14 protein-coding genes are annotated in these 18,230 nt (G+C 71.1%); 6 read left to right on the plus strand and 8 right to left on the minus strand.

Annotated elements, in window-relative coordinates; translation table 11 throughout:
• Positions 1-2: 2 nt before the first annotated feature.
• The gene (locus BMW88_RS20510) at positions 3-2,603 is read left to right on the plus strand and encodes an ATP-binding protein (RefSeq protein ID WP_177221211.1); all 2,601 of its coding nucleotides are present in this window, start codon (positions 3-5) and stop codon (positions 2,601-2,603) included.
• The gene (locus BMW88_RS43365; protein WP_245777932.1) at positions 2,600-2,767 is read left to right on the plus strand and encodes a hypothetical protein; all 168 of its coding nucleotides are present in this window, start codon (positions 2,600-2,602) and stop codon (positions 2,765-2,767) included. The genes BMW88_RS20510 and BMW88_RS43365 overlap by 4 nt, the downstream gene beginning before the upstream one ends.
• Here the strand turns inward: BMW88_RS43365 and BMW88_RS20515 are convergent.
• Genes BMW88_RS20515 through BMW88_RS20525 form a run of 3 tightly spaced genes read right to left on the minus strand, consistent with a single transcriptional unit; the run spans position 2,754 to position 4,972 of the window.
• Positions 2,754-3,593: an FAD-dependent monooxygenase gene (locus BMW88_RS20515; RefSeq protein ID WP_089952947.1), complete on the minus strand. Its 840-nt coding sequence runs from the start codon at positions 3,591-3,593 to the stop codon at positions 2,754-2,756. The two genes, BMW88_RS43365 and BMW88_RS20515, sit on opposite strands and share 14 nt — an antisense overlap.
• Before the next feature lie 34 nt (positions 3,594-3,627).
• Positions 3,628-4,224, minus strand: coding sequence for a DUF305 domain-containing protein (locus tag BMW88_RS20520; RefSeq protein ID WP_089952949.1), 597 nt, complete (start codon positions 4,222-4,224; stop codon positions 3,628-3,630).
• Positions 4,225-4,228: 4 nt separating this feature from the next.
• Positions 4,229-4,972 (minus strand): lytic polysaccharide monooxygenase, encoded by a 744-nt coding sequence (locus tag BMW88_RS20525; protein WP_089952951.1) that lies wholly within the window; start codon positions 4,970-4,972, stop codon positions 4,229-4,231.
• A gap of 350 nt (positions 4,973-5,322) precedes the next feature.
• Between BMW88_RS20525 and BMW88_RS20530 the strand changes: the two genes are divergently transcribed.
• From BMW88_RS20530 to pip, 3 genes are all read left to right on the plus strand, one after another.
• A complete protein-coding gene (locus BMW88_RS20530; RefSeq protein WP_089952953.1) occupies positions 5,323-5,742 on the plus strand; it encodes a hypothetical protein in 420 nt (139 codons plus the stop codon).
• A 74-nt stretch (positions 5,743-5,816) separates the two neighbouring features.
• On the plus strand, positions 5,817-6,359 hold the full coding sequence (locus BMW88_RS20535; RefSeq protein ID WP_089952955.1) for a DUF305 domain-containing protein: 543 nt from the start codon (positions 5,817-5,819) through the stop codon (positions 6,357-6,359).
• 279 nt (positions 6,360-6,638) lie between these two features.
• The gene (gene pip / locus BMW88_RS20540) at positions 6,639-7,586 is read left to right on the plus strand and encodes a prolyl aminopeptidase (protein WP_089952957.1); all 948 of its coding nucleotides are present in this window, start codon (positions 6,639-6,641) and stop codon (positions 7,584-7,586) included.
• Here the strand turns inward: pip and BMW88_RS20545 are convergent.
• From BMW88_RS20545 to BMW88_RS20555, 3 genes are read right to left on the minus strand one after another with little or no spacing between them, the layout of a single operon-like run.
• On the minus strand, positions 7,583-9,136 hold the full coding sequence (locus BMW88_RS20545; RefSeq protein ID WP_089952959.1) for a tannase/feruloyl esterase family alpha/beta hydrolase: 1,554 nt from the start codon (positions 9,134-9,136) through the stop codon (positions 7,583-7,585). The two genes, pip and BMW88_RS20545, sit on opposite strands and share 4 nt — an antisense overlap.
• 50 nt (positions 9,137-9,186) lie before the next feature.
• The gene (locus tag BMW88_RS20550) at positions 9,187-11,160 is read right to left on the minus strand and encodes an APC family permease (protein WP_089953214.1); all 1,974 of its coding nucleotides are present in this window, start codon (positions 11,158-11,160) and stop codon (positions 9,187-9,189) included.
• A 27-nt stretch (positions 11,161-11,187) separates the two neighbouring features.
• On the minus strand, positions 11,188-13,317 hold the full coding sequence (locus BMW88_RS20555; protein WP_245777933.1) for a bifunctional diguanylate cyclase/phosphohydrolase: 2,130 nt from the start codon (positions 13,315-13,317) through the stop codon (positions 11,188-11,190).
• A gap of 502 nt (positions 13,318-13,819) precedes the next feature.
• On the opposite strand from BMW88_RS20555, the gene BMW88_RS20560 reads away from it, so the two are divergent.
• On the plus strand, positions 13,820-16,492 hold the full coding sequence (locus tag BMW88_RS20560) for an AfsR/SARP family transcriptional regulator (protein WP_177221212.1): 2,673 nt from the start codon (positions 13,820-13,822) through the stop codon (positions 16,490-16,492).
• 15 nt (positions 16,493-16,507) lie between these two features.
• On the opposite strand, the gene BMW88_RS20565 is transcribed toward BMW88_RS20560, so the two are convergent.
• On the minus strand, positions 16,508-17,716 hold the full coding sequence (locus BMW88_RS20565) for a peptidase inhibitor family I36 protein (protein WP_245777934.1): 1,209 nt from the start codon (positions 17,714-17,716) through the stop codon (positions 16,508-16,510).
• A 62-nt stretch (positions 17,717-17,778) separates the two neighbouring features.
• Positions 17,779-18,204: a hypothetical protein gene (locus BMW88_RS20570; protein WP_089952963.1), complete on the minus strand. Its 426-nt coding sequence runs from the start codon at positions 18,202-18,204 to the stop codon at positions 17,779-17,781.
• Positions 18,205-18,230: the final 26 nt, after the last annotated feature.

Below are 18,230 nucleotides of genomic sequence, written 5' to 3' on the forward strand. Positions count from 1 at the left end.
CCGTGCACGTCGGCATCCTCGGTCCCGTTGAGGCGCACTCCCCGGACGGCAAGATCGCGGTGGGTGGCCCACGTCCGCGCACCCTGCTGGCCGCGCTGGCGCTGCGCGTGGGCGAGATCGTCCCGCTGGACCGGCTGATCGACGAGCTCTACGGCTCGGAGCCGCCCTCGGACGCCGCCAACGCCCTGCAGGGCCAGGTCTCGCGGCTGCGCCGGGCACTGGGCGACGCCGGGCTGGTCGAGTTCCAGCCCGCCGGGTACCGCCTGGTCCTCGCGGCCGAGCAGGTCGACGCCCACCGGTTCGCGGCGCTCGCGGCGGACGGGGAGCGGGAAGCGGAGCGGGGCGACCCGAGGGCGGCGGAGTCCCTGCTGTCCGAGGCGCTCGGGCTGTGGCGCGGGCCCGCACTCGCCGACGTCGCCCTGGCGGACCACGCGACCCGGCTCGAACAGCAGCGGGTCTCCGCGGTCAGCGCGTTGATCGCCGCGCGGGTCCGGCTCGGCAGGGCCGAGGTGCGGGAGATCCAGGACCTGGTGCACCAGCGGCCACTGGACGAACGGCTGCGCGGCTTCCTGGTGCTCGCGCTGGCCCAGCAGGGCCGCCAGGCCGAGGCGCTGCGGGCGTTCGAGGACGCGCGGGCGGTGCTGGCCGACGAGCTGGGCGCGGACCCGTCCCCGGAGCTGCGGGCGATCCACCTGCAGGTCCTGCGCGGCCAGGCGCACCGCGAACCGCCCGCGCAGCTCACCGGTTTCGTGGGCAGGCAGGAGGAGCTGCGGCGGATCGCGGGGCTGACGTCCCGGCTGGTCACGCTCACCGGTCCCGGCGGGGCGGGCAAGACCCGGCTCGCCCTGCGGGCCGCGCCGCCGTCCGCGATCTTCGTCGACCTCGCGCCGGCCAAGGACGTCGCCGCGGCGACCCTGCAGGCTCTGGGGCTCAAGGAGACCGTGCTGGCACCGGAGGACCGGCTCACGCTCGCGCTGCGCGACCGCGACGCGACGCTGGTCCTGGACAACTGCGAGCACCTCGTCGGCCAGGCCGCCCGGCTGGCGCAGCACCTGCTCAGCACGTGCCCCTCGCTGCGGATCCTCGCCACGAGCCGGGAAGCGCTGGGCATCACCGGCGAGGCGCTGTGCCCGGTGCCACCGCTCGACCCCGAGCAGAGCGCGGCGCTGTTCACCGACCGCGCCCGCCTGGTGAACCCCGCGTTCGTGCCGGACCGGCACACCGCCGACATCTGCCGCGGCCTCGACGGGCTGCCGCTCGCCATCGAGCTCGCCGCCGCCCGCACGCGGACGCTGACCACGCGCGAGATCGCCGACCGGCTGGGCGACCGCTTCCGCCTGCTCGGCAAGGGGAACCGCGCCGCCGCGCCCCGCCACCGGACGCTGCGCGCCGTCGTGGAGTGGAGCTGGGACCTGCTCACCGACGACGAGCGTGACCTCGCGGCGGCGCTCGCCACGTTCAATGGCGGGGCGACGCTCGAAGCCGCGGAACAGGTGGGCGGGCACGCCGTCGAGGTGCTCGAGGCGTTGGTGGACAAGTCCCTGGTGGAGGCCTCCGACGGCCGCTACCGGATGCTGGAGACCATCCGCGAGTTCTGCTCGCAGCACAGCCGCGCCGACGCCGCGCACGCCGCCTACTTCCACGCGCTGGCCCGGCGCGCGGACCCCGAGCTGCGCGGGCGCGACCAGGTGGAGTGGCTCGCACGCCTGTCCGCCGAGCACGCGAACCTGTTGCAGGCCGTCGAGTGGACCGTCGCGCACGACCCCGCTCGCGCGCTGCGGCTCATCGGTGACCTCTCCTGGTACTGGTACCTGAAGGGCAGCCGCACGGAGGTCGGGGACCTGGCCCGCGCGCTGCTGGCGCGCGTGCCGGAGGAGTCCACCGAGGAGTACGCGATCCTGCTGGCCCTGGCCGCGCCCGAACGCGTGCAGAGCAAGCTGCTGGAGCTGCGCGGCCCGATCCGCCAGCCATTCGTGCTCATCGCGTGGGCCATGCTGGCCGGTCCGCCGGACCCGTCCACCCCGCGCATCCGGCTGCACGACGAGGTCGAGCGCAGCGAGGACCCGTGGGTCCAGGGCCTGATCGCGTTCAGCACCGCCTACACCGGCTGGATGACGACCGGCGACCGCGAGACCGCGGTCCGCCAGTCCAGGGAGGCGTTGCGCAGGTTCCAGGACCTGGGCGAGCGCTGGGGTTCGGCCCAGGTCCTGGACGTGCTCGCCACCATCACCGAGGACCCGCGGGAAGCCCTCGCGCTGACCGAGGAGGCGCTCCTCGCCGTCGAGGAGCTGGGTGCCGAGGAGGAGCTCGCCGAGCTCCGCGCCCGGCGGGCCGACCGGCTGCTGGCCCTCGGCCGGGAGGAGGAGGCCGAACGCGACTACCTCCAGGCCCTGGACCTCGCGACCACGGCCGGCCTCGCGGCCACCCGCGCGCTCGCCGGCGCGGGCCTCGCCAGGACGGCCCACCGCAGGGGCGAGCAGGCCCGCGCGGACGAGCTGCTGCGGGAGGCCCGGCGGGAACTGGGGTTCGGCTGGCAGCACACGGCGGCCAGGCAGCACGTCGAGGAGCTGCTCAGCGAGCTGGCGCGTACTCGGGAAGCTTGATCGCGGTCGCCGCCCTCAGGTCCATCCGGGCGAACACCGGCATCTTCGGCAACAGCGCGAACACCCGGTCCCGCAGCCACATCCCCGGCCTGGTCGCCGGGACGAGGAACGGCCCGGGGTTGCCCTGGCAGCCGCGCGCGTACGGGCCGATCAGGGCTTCGTAGCGGCGAAGGCGTCGCCGCCCGCCGCCATCTCCCCCGCCAGCACGTAGGCGGAGACGACCGCGAGCCCGGTTCCCATGCCGCCGAGCGTCGACCCGTACCCGGCGTCGCCGATCAAGGCGACCCGGCCGGAGCTGACCGACGGCATCCGGACCCTGCTGACCGAGTCGAAGTAGACCCCCGGCGCCACCAGCGAGTCCGGCATGAGCTCCGGCGGCACCGGGGACCGGTACATCAGCCACCCCGGCGCGCTCACGACGCCCGGCGAGCACGTCAGGTCGTGGTCGTCGCCATCGGCGTCCCAGATCGCGAAGTAGTAGCCCTGGAACTCCGGCCGGTACCGCGGGAAGACCAGCCGCCGCACGCCGGAGCGCATCCCGTCGGCGCCGATCACGAAGTCGAACCGCCGCGAGGGCCCGTGCGCGAACGTCACGTCCACGCCGTCCCCGTCGTCGTGCAGCGACGTGACCCAGTCACCGAACACGTACTCGGCGTCGGCCGCGCTCAGCTCGTACAGCAGGCGCGAGAGGTCGCCGCGGAGGATCTCCACGTCCCCCGCGGTGAACGAGCCGGGCAGCCGCGCGCGTTCGCGCCCGTCGAGGCCGCGGAACACCATGTCGCGCGGTGTCGTGCGCGCTGCCAGCACCGCGTCCAGCACACCCATCCGCCGCAGCACGGACAGGTGCGCCTCGCCGCGGAAGTCCACGGGCTGACCGCCGCCGCGCAGCGACGGCGCCCGTTCCACCACGACCGGTGAGAAGCCGAACCGCGCCAGCCAGTGGGCGAGCGCGGGCCCGGCGATCCCCGCTCCCGAGATCAGTACGTCCATGGGAGCAGACAACGCCGGGCCGCTGACCGGACGCCTACGATCCGCTGATGGCCTTCAGCATCTGCGAGACCTGGCCCTGCCGGGTGCTGACCACGCGCTCCGCGTAGGACGTGGCCTCCGGGTTCATGCCGTCCTTCTTCTCCGCGAGGGCCATCTCCACGGCAGCGCCCTGGTGACCGGCCATCAGGTTGAGGAAGGAGAGGTCGAACTCGGCCCCGTTCTTGTTCTTGGTGTCGTCGATGACCTTGTCGTCGAGCAACGGCTGCCCTCCGTGAGCGGCGTGCAGGTCCGCACCACCGCCTTCCGGTTTGCCCCAGAGCTTCAGCCACGACTTGAGCATCGAGAGCTCCTCGCGCTGGGTCGCGTCGATCGCGCCCGCGAGGTCCTTCGCCTCCTGCTTGGTCGCCTTGGCCAGCGCGACCTGCGAGAGGCTGACGCCGAGCTGCAGGTGGTCCACCATCATCTGCACGAACATCACGTCCGCGTCGTTGAACCTCGCGCTGGCGGCGGGTACGGGTGGTGCGGTGGAGGACGCGCCGTGTCCGTGGGCTCCCTGGCCCCGCGGCACGACCGCCTCTCCCCCGCACCCCGCCAGCGCCAGGACCGCGACCGCGATCACCAGGCGCTTCATCGGATCAGATCCGCTCCCACAACGACGCCACGTTCGGCGGTTCCCAGCCGGTCAGCGAGGTGTGGGCCTGGCGGCACCGGTACGTGGAGCCGCCGTAGGTCACCGTCGCGCCGACGGCGTAGGAGGTGTTCGGCGCCCACGTCCCGCTCGCCGGGGGCTGGGAGGTCGGCGGGTTCGTGGTGGGCGGGGTGGTCGTCGGCGGCTTCGTGGTCGTGGGCGGGGGCTGGGTGCCGCCACCGTTGATGTTGACGTCGATGCAGGAGTAGAACGCGGCACCCGTGTCGGCGATGTTCCAGATCGCGAAGATCTTCTGCCGGCCGGAGAACCCGCTCAGGTTGACGGTGTGCCGGACCGGGTCGACCGGTGCCGCGTTGTTGCCGTTGACGTACCCGACGCGCGTGCCGTTGATGTAGTACTCGTAGTCACGCGTCTTGTGCCGGGCGGTGAACGTCCAGCCGACCGACAGGGTGGTGCCGGTGTCGGTCGCCTTCCAGCCGAAGTTGTCGTTGTTGAGCACGTCGAAGTCGCCGCGGCTGCCGTTGCAGTTCATCATGCCCTTGGGGCCTTCGGCGCTCTGCGGCTCCCACTGGGGAGCACCGCAGTTCTGCACGGCCCCGGTCGCACACTGCGCCGCACGGCTGGGCGGCGACGAGACGTAACCATGCGCGCTGGCCGAACCCACCGGCGTGATGAGGATGATGGCGGGGACGGCGGCCATGACCAGCGCCGCTTTGCGAGAGAGTTTCATCTTCCGAACTCCTTGGATCGTTCCCAGGCAGGGTGGCCCCAGGCAGGAGGGGCGGGAACCGGGAGCGCTGCAGATCGCTCACCGATCCAGTTTCGGTATGGTCTAGACCATAAACCGGGACTCGGAAAGTGGTCAAGCGATCACCGGGCACCGACCTGGAATCGGTGGCTGCCAACAGGTCCACCCGCACGACTGGTCCTGTCCACGTTCGGGCGACAGCGCCGCTCAAGCCATTGGTGCAAACCTGTCGGCAGTGGGTATCCGGTGGCATGCGTGATTTCGACGAGCCCAGCAGGGCGACAGGCCCCGGCGTGGTGGCCGACGGACCGGCAGGAGCCGCAACGGTTCTCGTGATCGATCCAGCAGGCGAGGCCGTGCACGACGAGATCCCCGCGACCTGGCGCGAGCTGACGGACCGGCTCCGCATCGTGTGGCTGCGCGTGCCCGCCGCCCCGAGCTGGAAGTCCACAGTGGACACCGTCCTCACCAGGCACCGCGACGACGAGGCCCAGCCCGTCCTCGACGTGGTGGCCAGCGGCCCGATCGCCGCCGACGTGGCCGACCTGGTGCGAAACCACGAGGGCCTGGTCCGCTCGCTCCTCCTGGTGGACCCGGAGGTCGAGGTCGACGAGCCCTGGATCCGGGTCGTGACCCGCACCGAGGACACCCCGGCGGAGGACGCCCGCATGCCGGCGCCGCTCCCCCTGGGCCACCCCGACGTGGTCTCCGGCGTCCTGAAGGCGCTGAGCGACCTCGACGGCACCAGTTAGGCCCGCGAACTTCCGCTGAACCGGACACAACGGCCACCCGTATCCCTCGTCAGGGAACCGAGACGGGAGGCTTCATGCGTGCGCGTCTGCTCATCATCGTGCTAGGTCTGCTAGCGCTGACGGGCTGTTCATCGGTCGGCGGCGGCAACGCCGGCGAGCCAGCGGCCAACGAGGCGGACGCGACGTTCTCGTTGCGGATGATCCCCCACCACCGCCAGACGATCGACATCGCCAAGGTCGCCATCGAACGGTCGAAGGACCAGTTCGTGGTGAACGTGGCCGACAAGATCGCCACGGCGGAGGCGGGCGAGATCGAGCAGATGGCGACCTACCTGCGCAGCTGGAACATCCAGGTGCCGGGCGACGACGCCAACGCCACCCACAAGATGGCGGGCATGATGACCGCGAAGGACGTCGAGACCCTCAAGGCGGCCCAGGGCAAGCAGTTCGACGACCTCTTCCTGGCCACCCTCTCCCGCCACCTCCGCAGCGGCGTGGACATGGCCAAGGACGCCCAGGCCAAGGGCGAGCACATCGGCTCGAAAGCACTGGCCGGCAAGATCATCGTGTCGCAGACCGAGGTCCTGGACCAGATCAGCGCCAAGCAGAAGTCCTGACGCCGCACACGTCAGCACCAAAGCACTCACACGTCCGCTGCGTCCGCAGTGGACGTGTCGGCGTTCGGGAGCCGCCCGCCCACACCGACCGGCGTGCCATCAACCCGCGCAGGGCGCTGGCCCCCGGAGCGGATCGCGGGGTCTGGGGCAGCGCCCAGGGGGAAGAGCACGCACCGCGAGGTCGCGGAGCAATCCGGGCACCTACGACCAACCGCAGCCCACAGGGCCCTCGAAAAAGGCCGAGCACCACAACCCCGGCCTCCAATACCCTCCCCCACCATGTACTCAAAGGTGGAGCCCTACGCCCGAGGAATGCTGGAAGTAGGCGACAACCAGCGAATCCACTGGGAAGCGAGCGGCAACCCGAACGGCAAACCGGCCTGCGTCTTCCACGGCGGCCCGGGAGCGGGCTCCAACCCGCGGTGGCGCGAGGACTTCGACCCGAGCCACTGGAACCTGGTCCTCTGGGACCAGCGCGGCAGCGGCCGGAGCACTCCGCCGTTGAGCGACCCGGCCACGAGCATGGAGCACAACACCACCCAGCACCTGGTCGACGACGCCGAGAAGCTGCGTGAGCACCTCGGCATCGACAAGTGGCTGCTGCTCGGCGGTTCCTGGGGCTCGACTCTGGTCCTCGCCTACGCCATCGCGCACCCCGACCGCGTCAGCGAGATCATCATCCCGGCGGTCACCACCTCCCGCCCCGAGGAGCACGCGTGGATCACCCGCGGGCTGGGCATGTTCTTCCCCGACTACTTCGAGGCGTTCCAGAACGGCGTTCCCGAGGAGGACCGCGACGGGAACCTGGCTCTCGCCTACAACAAGCTCCTCAACTCACCGGACCCGCGGGTGCGCGAGAAGGCGGCGTGGGACTGGAGCAAGTGGGACCTGTCGACGATCACCGGCGGCGACAACGACTTCACCGGCACCAGGTACGAGGACCCGGTGGAGCGCTACCGGCTGGCGCGGGCCGTGACCCACTACTGGGGCAACGAGGGCTTCCTCCCGCCCGACTACATCTTCGACAACCTGCACAGGTTGAAGGGCATCCCCGGGGTGCTCATCCACGGCCGCAACGACTTCGGCGGGCCGTTGCAGACGGCGTGGGAGGTGGCGAAGAGGTGGCCGGACGCCGAGCTGGTCATCCTGAACGACGCCGGCCACGTCATCGCGGAGGGCAACAGCATGGACAAGGCCATCACCGCCGCCATCCACCGGTTCCGCTAGGGCGCGACGGGTCCGGGCCGGTGGTAGAGGTCCTCACCGGCCCACCGGATCCGGTCGGAGAACCCGAAGCCGGGTGCCGCCACGAAGTTCGCGGCGTCGTCCACGGATCCTGAGCCGTCGTACCTGGCCCGCAAGGGGTACGGGAACACCGGGCGGGTGCGCACGACGTTGCCCTCGGCGTCGACGCCGGACGCGACCACCCGGTCCGGCGCCTTGCCGCCCTCGACCCACGAGACGAGCGCGGGCAACGGGTCGAAGGAGGTCAGGGTGTCGCCGCCGTCGCAGTGCCACATCGACGGCACGACGAACAGCCTCGCCCAGTCCGGGGTCTTGCCGCCGGTCAGGCGCGCCCAGTAGTCGAGCGTGCTCTCGAAGGGGATGCCCTGGTCGCCGGCGCCGTGCCAGATGAGGAGCTTGCCGCCTGATCGCCGGAACTCGCGCAGGTCCAGCGACAACGAGTTCGCCTTCGCGGTCTCCGGCACCAGCCGCCGGAACTCGCGCAGGGTGAACTCGAACGTCTCCAGCGACGAGTGCGGCTTGCCGATCGGGTAGACGAGGTGCTTCAACGCGTTGTCCGCGAGGCTGGCCGCGATGGACTGGCCGAGCTCCGGTACCGGGTTGAGCCAGAACGTCCACGACAGCTCCGAGCCGTGGGCCTGACCGCCGGGGTAGAGCCGCACGCCCTGGTCGGACGGGCCGGCGTACAGGCGGCGCACGCGCGCGATCTCGTCGTCGGTCAGCCGGCCCGCGAGCGTCCCGGGATCGAACTCGCACAGGCGCGGGTCGTCGATCTGCCCGTCCACCAGGCCGTCGAGTCCGTCGCACGCCGCCATCACCGCGTCGTGCAGCACGACGATCTTGTCGTTCGGGATGGCGTTGCGCGCGAGCCAGGCCTGGTAGGCGATGACGCCGGTGTAGTGGGCGGCCGGTGCCGCCGCGATGATGCCGTCGAAGTCGTGCGGGTACCGCTGGGCCAGCAGCAGTCCTTCGCGGCCGCCGTTGGAACAGCCGTTGAAGTACGACTTCGTGGGCGCCTTGCCGTAGAACACCGAGATGATGTGCTTGGAGACCTTCGACAACGCGTGCGGTGCGCGGAAGAAGTAGTCGTCGCGGGCCTTCTGGTCGTTGATGGCCCACGTCGTGTCGAAACCGTTGCCCGGTGGCGTGGCCTGGTGACCGTCGTCGGTCGCCGCCACCGCGGCGTCACCGAAGGCCGGACCGCAGCCCCGCGGGAAGTCCGGCTCGTCGATGATCCCGCAGAACCCGCCGCAGCCGTACTGGAGGTAGCGGCCCTGGTAGCCACTGGTCGGCAGCTTGAGCTGGAAGCCGATCGCTGGTTCGATCGTGCCGCGCACGTCGCAGAACTCCGTGGGCCCGGACACGACCGCGGCCGACGCGACACGGGTGCGGGCATCCGGCACGTCGAACGAGCGCACGAGATCCGCGCACGAACGCACCGGCCGGGTTTCCGGCTCGTGTGCCACGGCGGGAGCGATCCCCGCCGCGACCGTCGCGACAGCGACGGACGAGATCAACAGCTTGCGGAACATGTGTGGCGTCCTTCCCCCTGTAGACGGACGTACAAGGGGAAGTCTGGCAGTTATCCGACGTGCACGCGTGGGCGTCGGGACGGATCCTCTTCGGCCGAGCGGATGATCTCGCGTACGACCGGCGGCGTGTCACCGCGCCCCAGGATCAGGTAGCGGAACAGGTGGCCCAGCGGGTTCCCCTCCGACCACTCGAAGTGCGCGTGCGGGAGCACGCCGGTGGAGTCGCGCAGCGCCAGCAGGATCGCCGCGATCGCGTTCGGCGCCGCGGGCGCGGAGGCGCGCAGCACGCGGTGGCCGTCGACCTCGACGCCCCGCACGCACAGCACGTCGCTGAACGCCGACGGGTCGACGATGTCGATCTCCAGGAAGATCACGTCCGCCGTGCCGGGCACCGGGTTCATGCCGCGCTGCTCGGACTCCTTCTCGTCGTACTCCGCCTTGTCGCCGAACTGGCGGCGGTGCGCGATCAACGTGATCAGCCCGTCGTTCGCGATGGTGTCGGTGATGAACCTCCGCGCGTCGTCGTCGAACTCGATCCGGTCGACGCGCAGCTCGGTGGTGCGCGAGATGCGCGACACCAGCGAGATGACCACGATGCCGAGGATGAAGCCGAAGGAGATCGTGATGCCGTCCGGCTTCTCGATCACGTTCTCCACCAGGGCGTACAGCAGGACCAGCGTCAGCAGGGCGAAGCCGGCCCTGGCGCCGCGCTGACCCTTGCGCCACGCCGACACCGTGACCGCGAACGAGCCGGACACCATCATCGCCAGGATCCCGGTGGCGTACGCGCCGGCCTGCGCGTTCACGTCGGCGTTGAAGATGACCGTGATGATGATGCAGATCACCGTGTAGACGAGCACGACGGGACGGACGGCACGGCCCCATTCCGGCGCCATGCCGTACGACGGCAGGTAGCGCGGCACGATGTTGATCAGGCCCGCCATCGCGGACGCGCCCGCGAACCACAGGATCAGGATGCTGCTGATGTCGTAGGCGGTGCCGAACGCCTCGCCGAGCAGCTCGTGGGCGAGGTACGCGAGCGCACGGCCGTTCGCCGGACCACCCGGCGCGAACTTGTCCTGCGGTACCAGCACGGTGGTGATGAACGACGTCGCGACCAGGTACACCGACATGATCAACGCGGCGGTGGTCAGGAGCTTGCGGGTGTTGCGCACCCGGCTCTCCAGGCGCTCCTCCCGCGTCCGGCCGGAGGCCGCGACGAGCGGCATCATGCTGACGCCGGTCTCGAAGCCGGACAGACCGAGCACCAGCAGCGGGAACGCCAGGACCGCCGGTCCGGCGACACCGAGCAGGCCGTCGCCGTGCGCGCCCAGCGCCGACACCCAGCGGTCGAGCGCGTCCGGTGCCGAGAAGACCTCCACGAGCCCCACGACGGCCAGGACGGCGTTCAGGGCGAGGAACACCGCGACGAGCGGGATCGCGACGCCCACGGCCTCGCTGAAGCCCATCAGGAACACGCCGCCGAGGATCAGCAGCAGCACGATCGTCAACGCCAGCTCATGACCGTGCAACGACTCGGGGACGTACGGGTTCTCCAGCGCGTGCACCGAGGCGTCGGCCGCGGACAGGGTGATCGTGATGATCCACGAGGTCGCGACGAACCCGAGCAGCACCAGCACGAAGACCTTGCCGCGCCAGAACGGCAGCAGGTCCTCCAGCATCGCGACCGAGCCCTGGCCGTGCGGGCTCTCCCGCGCCACCCGCCGGTACATCGGCAGCATCCCGAGCAGCGTCAGCGCGACGATCAGCAACGTCGCCAGCGGCGACAGCGCGCCCGCGGCGAGCGCGGCGATGCCCGGCAGGTACGACAGCGTGGAGAAGTAGTCGACGCCCGTCAGCGTCATGACCTTCCACCACGCGTGCGGCTTGGCGTGCGCCTCGCGGCTCTCCGGCCCCGAGGGCGCCACCCGGTCCGCGAGCAGCCACCTGCCCACCGGACCGCCGGGCGCGGCCGGTCGTGCGGGGCTCGGCACCTCGGCGGGGATGGCGTACTCCGTGCTCATGGCCCAGAGCATGCCACCGCCAGGTGGTCAGGGCCGGAACTCGGCCGGGAAACCAGCCTCCTGAATGGACAATCCGGACGGGCGGAGCATTCCGATGGTGCCCTGGGTGTGCAGGTCCAGGAACATGTCCACGACGTCCGGGTCGAACTGCTCGCCCCGGCCGGCCCACAGCTCGCGCCGCGCCCGCTCCTCGCCCAGCGCGGTCTGGTGTGGACGGTTCGACCTCATCGCCGCCCAGGCGACGCAGACGGACAGGATCCGCGCCTCGGCGCGGATGTCCGCGCCGCGCAGCCCGTCCGGGTAGCCGGTGCCGTCGTAGCGCTCGTGCTGCTGCCTGATCACGTGCGCCACGCCCGCGAACCCCGGCACCATCCTGGCGAGCCGGTAGCCGAAGTCGGGGTGCTGGCGCAGCAGCCGCCACTCCTCCTCGGTGAGCGCGCCGGGCTTGGTGAGCACCACCTCGGGGATGATGATCTTGCCGATGTCGTGCAGGCGGCCAGCGAGCTGCGCGACCCTGATCGTCGGCGCGTCGAGCCCGAACTCGCCCGCGGCCACGCCCGCCCAGCGCGACACCGACCGGCTGTGGTCGTAGCGCTGCAGCCACCCGTCCACCCGGTCGGCGACCTGGCAGAGGAACTCCGCCATGGCGCCGTCGGTGTCCGGGTCGACCGCGGGCAACGGCTCCGGGCCGACCGCAATGCGGTTGCGGCCCGCCGCCTTCGCCGCGTACAGCGCGCGGTCGGCGATCACCACGATGTCGTCGGGGCCGTCGCCGTGCGTCGGGAAGCTCGCCGACCCGACGGACACCGTGACGGACAACGGGATGTCGTCGTTGCCCGCGTTGACCGGGATCGGCTTCTCCGCCACGCGTTCGCGCAGCCGGTTCGCGATCACGGACAGCCTGCCGGGACCGGCCTCCGGCACGAGCAGCGCGAACTCCTCGCCGCCGTAGCGCGCGAGCACCTCACCGGAGCGCGAGGCCGCGCGCAGCCGGGCGGCGACCTCCATCAGCACGTCGTCGCCCGCGGGGTGGCCGTAGTTGTCGTTGATCGACTTGAAGCGGTCGACGTCGATGATGAACACCGCGACCGAGCCGTCGTTGCGCCGCGCGCGGGCGATCTCCAGCGGGAGCTGGGCCTCGAAGAACCTGCGGGTGTGCAGCCCGGTGAGGCTGTCGGTGATCGCGAGCTTGCGCTGGTCGGCCACGAGGCCCGCGAGCCGGGCGATGATCAGCAACGACAGCAGCGCGCTGCCCGCCGCGATCACCAGGACGTCCTGCGACGACTCGCCGACGTCGTGCACCAGCATCAGCACCGGCGCGGCGAGCGCGGCCGACGACAGCGCGATGATCCGGCCGCGGCTCAGGCCGACGTCCTTGACGTGCCCGCGGTCCACCAGCCGCGCCATCGTCGGGTGCAGCGCGGCGGCACCGATGCACAGGTTGGCCGACAACCAGATGGCGTCGAGGAAGTTGCCCGCGTGGTAGCTGCCGTCGAGCCGTTGCAGCACGTAGATCGTGTCCGCGGTCAGGATGCCGAGCAGGTTGCCGGTCAGCAGGATGAACGCGCGCGGCCGCGGACCGGCTCCGAAGATCAGCCGCAGCGCCACCACGAAGAGCGCGAGGTCCATCATCGGGTAGCCCAGCGACGCGATCTTCACCAGCACCGGTGACGTGAGCCGCGCCTGCGGGCCGATCACGTAGAGCCAGGAGGCCATGCCCGCGACGACCGCGAGCACCGCGGCGTCGAGCAGGCTCGGCAGGTCGAGCCCCGGGGTGCGGCGGCGGATCAGCAGGATCACGCCCGCCACCATCAACGGGTAATGCCCGAGGTAGAAGATGTCCGCGTACGAGGGGTAAACCGTGTGCTCGAAGATGTAGTGCGAGGCGTAGAACGTGAGGTCGGCGATCGCGTAAACGACCTGGCTGAGTGCGAGGAACACCCACGGCCGCCGCCATTGGGGGCGGTTGCGCTTGACACCGGCGAAAGTCGCGACCGCGGCCGAGGCGCTGATCGTGCAGTAGAGCACCACCCGTACCGTTTGCCCCGTCGTTCCCGCAGGGCTGACCGGAATCAGGTAGTAGACGCCCAGCAGCAGGTGACCCACCACCAGGTACATCCACCACGCTCCGGTCCGGCCGGCACGGAAGATGGTCACACGAGACCCCTCGTTCTACGACTTCGTCGAGCCAGGTGATGATGCCCGACTTGGGATGATCGCGGCACCGCCGTTACTCCAATGAGGTGACCCACCAATACTGACGCTACCGCAGAGCACTGTTCTGTTTTCCGCGTGAAAGAAATCCGAGTGCCACTGCGGCAACCGGGTGCGCGGACCCTTCCAATCCGCCTGCGGGCGTATCAGGCGGCACTACGACGACTTGATGCCGGACGTGTCGCCGATCCTCGCCCGCGGGCGGTCCCCGAACGATTTTCGCACGACTTTTTGCCGCTTGACGGTCAATCGCGCACCTTGTGCGCGAAAGAGGTGGCTCCGGGTGCACCTTCGGCCTGTTGGCGTACCCCGGACGAGGTGGTGGGACACCCATCTGTCGCTTTCGCACGACCGATCCGTCTCGTTTCAGCGCTCACCGCCACCACCGAGCACCGGCTGCCCCGGCGGTCACTCGCGCGCGACCCGCCTGGCTATCGTGAGAACCGTGGACGGCGTTCGGTTCGGGGTGCTCGGGCCGCTGCTCGTCACGCACGGGCAGCGGGTCGTGCGCGTTCCCGCCGGCCAGCCCCGCCAGGTCCTCGTGCTCCTGCTGCTGCACGCCGGCCGGACCGTCGGCGTCGACCACCTGATGTCGGTCCTGTGGGACGGCGATCCGCCCGCCAGCGCCCGCAAGGCCGTCCAGGTGCACGTGTCACAGCTCAGGAGGGCGTTGCGGGACCTGCCGGGGGTGAGCCTCGGGTGGTCGCGGCAGGGGTACCGGCTCGACATCCCCGACCGCTCGCTCGACCTCCAGCTCTTCCGCGAGGCGGAGGACCCCGACGAGGCGTTGAGCCACTGGCGCGGGCCCGCGCTGGCCGAGCTGACGACGGACACCCGGCTCGCGAGCGAGCTGGAGGAGGAACGGCTCGCCGCGGTCGAGCGCAGGGCCGACAAGGCGATCAAGGAGGGCCGGTACCACGAGGTGATCGGCGAGCTGACCCGGCACGTCGCCGAACACCCGACCAGGGAGCGGTTGCGGGGCGCGCTGATGATGGCGCTGCACCGCGGCGGGCGGCAGGCGGACGCCCTGCGGACCTACGACGAGGGACGGCGCCGGCTCGCCGAGGAGCTCGGCCTCGACCCCGGCCAGGAGCTGCGGGACCTGCACGCCGCGATCCTGCGCGGCGACGTCCCCGCCGTCCCGCGCGAGCTGCCGAAGGCCCCGGAGCCGTTCGTCGGGCGGCGCGCGGAGATCGAGCTGATCACCACCTCGGCCGACCCGGTGATCGCCGTGCACGGACCCGGCGGGCAGGGCAAGAGCGCGCTCGCCACGGCGGCGGCGCACGCGGTGGCCGAGCGCTTCCCCGACGGTCAGCTGTACGCGGACCTGCACGGCGCCACGCCGGGGCGGTCACCGCTGTCCCCCGCCGAGGTGGTCCGGCGGTTCCTGCGCGCCCTCGGCACGCCACCGCTCGCGGTGCCCGCGGACGTCTCCGAAGCCGCCGCGCTCTACCGGTCGACGCTCGCCCGGCGGAAGGTGCTGGTGCTGCTCGACAACGCGGTGGACGCGGCGCAGGTCGCCCCGCTGCTGCCGGGGCAGCCGGGCTCGGTGGTGCTGATCACGAGCCGGCGGATGCTCGCGACGCTCGGCGCGCGGCACGTGCGGCTCGGCCCGCTTCCCGAGGACGACGCGCTGCTCCTGCTCGGCGACGACAGCGCGGCGGCGAAGCAGATCGCGCGGGCCTGCGACCACCTGCCGCTGGCCCTCACCATCGCGGCCGCCCGCCTGCGGGCGCGGCCGGACTGGACGACGGCGACGCTCGCGAGGCGGCTCGCGGACCGGCGGCACCGGCTGGACGAGCTGCACTTCGACGACCTCGGCGTCAGGTCGAGCTTCCAGATCGGCTTCGAGGGCCTGGCCGAGCGGTCGACGAGGGCCTTCACCCTGTTGTGCTGCCTCAACGTTCCGACCGTGAGCGAACGGACGGCGCGGGCGTTGCTCGGGCAGGACGACGTGGACCGCGTGCTGGACCCGTTGGTGGACGCCAAACTCGTCGAACCGTGCGGCGCACAGCGGTACCGGGTGCACGACCTGCTCCGGCTGTTTGGCGCCGAGCGCGTGGGTGACGAGAAGCACGAGGCACTCGCCCGAGCGCTCACGCACTACCGCGAGACGCTCGCCGCGGCGCTCGGGCAACTGCGCCCGCACGCCTACGGCGCCCTCACGGACCTCGCCGCGCAGCAGCACATCGACGAGCCGTTGCGGTGGTTGACCGACGAGGCCGAGAACCTGCTGGCGGCGGCCAGGTCGACGATGGCGGAACCGGAGCTCGCCCACCACGCGCTGGCCATCGCGCACATGCTCTACCCGCACCTGTTCAAACAGGACAGGGTCGCCGACCTGGTCGAGCTGGGCCGGGTCGCGGACCGGGCGGCGCGCACGGTCGGCACCTCGGCCGCGGTGCAGACGGCGCTGCTGGTGCAGTCGGCGGCGAACCGCCGGATCGGCTCGTTCGAGACCGCCCGCGCACAGCTCGAAGAGGTGCTCGAGGCACGTGCCGACGACCCGTTCGGGCAGGGGCGCGCGCTCGTCGGCATCGGCACGATCCACCGGGAGCTGGGTGAGCTGGAGCTCGCCGAGTCGGCCCTCGTGGCGGCGCTGAAGCTCACCACCGAGCACGGACCTGCCGGGGCGCAACGGGTCCCGCTGTCCGCGCTGGCCCAGGTGCACCAGGTGGCCGGCCGGTACGGGCAGGCCCTCGACGCCGCGGTGGAGAGCCTGGCGCACGCCCGTGCGCACCGGGACACCGCCGGAACGGCGTACGCGCTGGCCTCGCAGGGTCAGGCGCTGTTCCGGCTCGGCCGGCTGGACGAGGCCGAGGAGGCGCTGACCGAGTGCATCGGCCTGTGCCGGGTGACGGGCGAGCACAACGACGAGTGGCAGGCCCTGCTGTGCCGGGCGGAGGTGCGGCTGGCCGCGGGGAGGACCGCGCAGGCCGTCGAGGACGCCGAGCGCTGCCTGGAGATCACCGGCGCCCGCGGCGACCGGTACGGCGAGGGCGTCGCGCACCTCGTGCTCGCCGGGGCGGGCCGGGAAGAACACGCGGACCGGGCGGCCGAACTGCTCGGCACACCCGGTCTGCGCAGGGACAACCTGCTGGACAGCCTGATCAGCTGACCAGTTCGCGTTCGATCAGTCGCCGTACGGGTTCTGGATCGACACGTGCACGTGGTCGTAGTGACCACCCGTCACACCGCTGCCGGCGGTGTAGGTGCGCCACCCCTCGGACGAGCGGGCCACGCTCCAGATCTTGCCGTCCCAGATCACGTAGCGGACGTCGAGCGCGGCGGCGTGCTGGCGCAGCCAGTTCGCGAGCTTCCAGCCCTGGGCCTCCTGGGCGGCGTTCGGGTACTGGCCGATCGCGTCGGAGATCGTGCAGTCGAGCGCGTTGCCGGTGTTGTGGTTGCTCGTCGACGGCTCGCCGGGCCGGTAGTCGCCCACGTAGCACTGCGTCTCACCGGTCAGCTGGGCGATCTGCGTGTCGACGAACTGCGTGCGCGCGCTGGCCTGCGGTGCGCGGACGGCCTCCTCCGGGTGCGGGTTGTTCGGCGGAGCGGGGTAGGGACCGGGGTCGCCGGGGTCGGGGTCCGGGTCGCTGCCACCGCTGTCACCGATGCGGTGCGAGGCGTTCTCGTTCTTCAGCCCGGTCTTCAGGTTGCCCTTCGCACCGGCGGGGAACGTCTGGCTGGTGCCACCGTAGTTGCTGTTGAAGTAGACGGTCACCGGCTTGCTGGTGCGGTTCCAGACGGAGGCGGCGTTGTTCTTGACGCACAGGCCCTGGCCGTTGCCGGCGCCCTTGAACTCGTAGCAGCTCGGCTGGCTGTCGCCGTAGTTGGCGACCGAGGTCTCGAAGTCGGACACCGAGCCCGCCTGGTCGCTGTTGTAGTACAGGCAGAACTCGTCGTCGTGGCAGACGCCGTCCCGCGCGTCGGCCGGAGAACCGATGCGGTGCGAGGCGTTCTCGTTCTTCAGCCCGGTCTTCAGGTTGCCCTTCGCACCGGCGGCGAACGTCTGGCTGGTGCCCGCGTAGCCGCTGTTGAAGAACACCGTGACCGGGCTGCCCATCCGGTTCCAGACCGCGGCCGCGTTGTTCTTCACGCAGACGCCCTGACCGTTGCCGGCGCTCTTGAAGTCGTAGCAGGTCGGCTGGCTGTCGCCGTAGTCGGAGATGGAGGTGTTGAAGTCGGAGACCGAGCCGGCCTGGTCGCTGTTGTAGTACAGGCAGAACTCACCCGACTCGCAGACGCCGTTGCGCGCCGTCGCCGCGGATGCCGGAGAAGTACCGAAGAAGACGCTGATCAGCGCACCGATCATCGCCACGAACGTCAATCTCTTCAACACCGTGAGCCCTTCTTCTTGCCGAGTCCCGGAAATTCAGGCGCAGTGCTCTTGCCGGTCACGGCTCAGCACCGCTGGTCCGTGGCCGCGTAACCCTCGCCGCTCGACCACTCGAGCTGGCCGTAGGCCTTGGTGCACACCGAAAGCGTGTTGGCGCCGGAGGACCACACCTCCTTCTGGTGGTTGCCGCCGCACTTGTAGTCGGCCAGGCCCGAGCTGGTGGAGACGCCGGAGCAGGCCCACCAGGTGCCGCTGTGCGAGTTGCGGAAGCCCTCCCACACGTAGGTGTAGGCCCAGTTCTTGTTGCACCCCTTGAACTGCTTCACCGATGCGACGGTGGTGCCGCCCGACTTGATGTAGGCGGTCTCGCCGATCTGCGTCACCTGCGAGCAGTTCGGGTTGGTCTCGGCGTTCGCCGGCGAGGCGATCCCGAGCAGGGCGCCGACGACGAGCGCCGCGGTGCCGACCGAGCTTGCGATCTTGACGAACATGCTTCTCCCTCTGGAAAACAGCGGTG

It is taken from the genome of Lentzea xinjiangensis (assembly GCF_900110955.1).
GTDB classification, from domain to species: domain Bacteria; phylum Actinomycetota; class Actinomycetes; order Mycobacteriales; family Pseudonocardiaceae; genus Lentzea; species Lentzea xinjiangensis.

What these genes read in the sequence shown, in the direction of transcription:
- BMW88_RS20550 (WP_089953214.1), bottom strand. Translation starts at nt 11,160, where the DNA reads ATGAGCACGGAGTACGCCATCCCCGCCGAGGTGCCGAGCCCCGCACGA.
- BMW88_RS20515 (WP_089952947.1), bottom strand. Translation starts at nt 3,593, where the DNA reads ATGGACGTACTGATCTCGGGAGCGGGGATCGCCGGGCCCGCGCTCGCC.
- BMW88_RS20545 (WP_089952959.1), bottom strand. Translation starts at nt 9,136, where the DNA reads ATGTTCCGCAAGCTGTTGATCTCGTCCGTCGCTGTCGCGACGGTCGCG.
- BMW88_RS20570 (WP_089952963.1), bottom strand. Translation starts at nt 18,204, where the DNA reads ATGTTCGTCAAGATCGCAAGCTCGGTCGGCACCGCGGCGCTCGTCGTC.
- pip (WP_089952957.1), top strand. Translation starts at nt 6,639, where the DNA reads ATGTACTCAAAGGTGGAGCCCTACGCCCGAGGAATGCTGGAAGTAGGC.
- BMW88_RS20520 (WP_089952949.1), bottom strand. Translation starts at nt 4,224, where the DNA reads ATGAAGCGCCTGGTGATCGCGGTCGCGGTCCTGGCGCTGGCGGGGTGC.
- BMW88_RS20535 (WP_089952955.1), top strand. Translation starts at nt 5,817, where the DNA reads ATGCGTGCGCGTCTGCTCATCATCGTGCTAGGTCTGCTAGCGCTGACG.
- BMW88_RS20525 (WP_089952951.1), bottom strand. Translation starts at nt 4,972, where the DNA reads ATGAAACTCTCTCGCAAAGCGGCGCTGGTCATGGCCGCCGTCCCCGCC.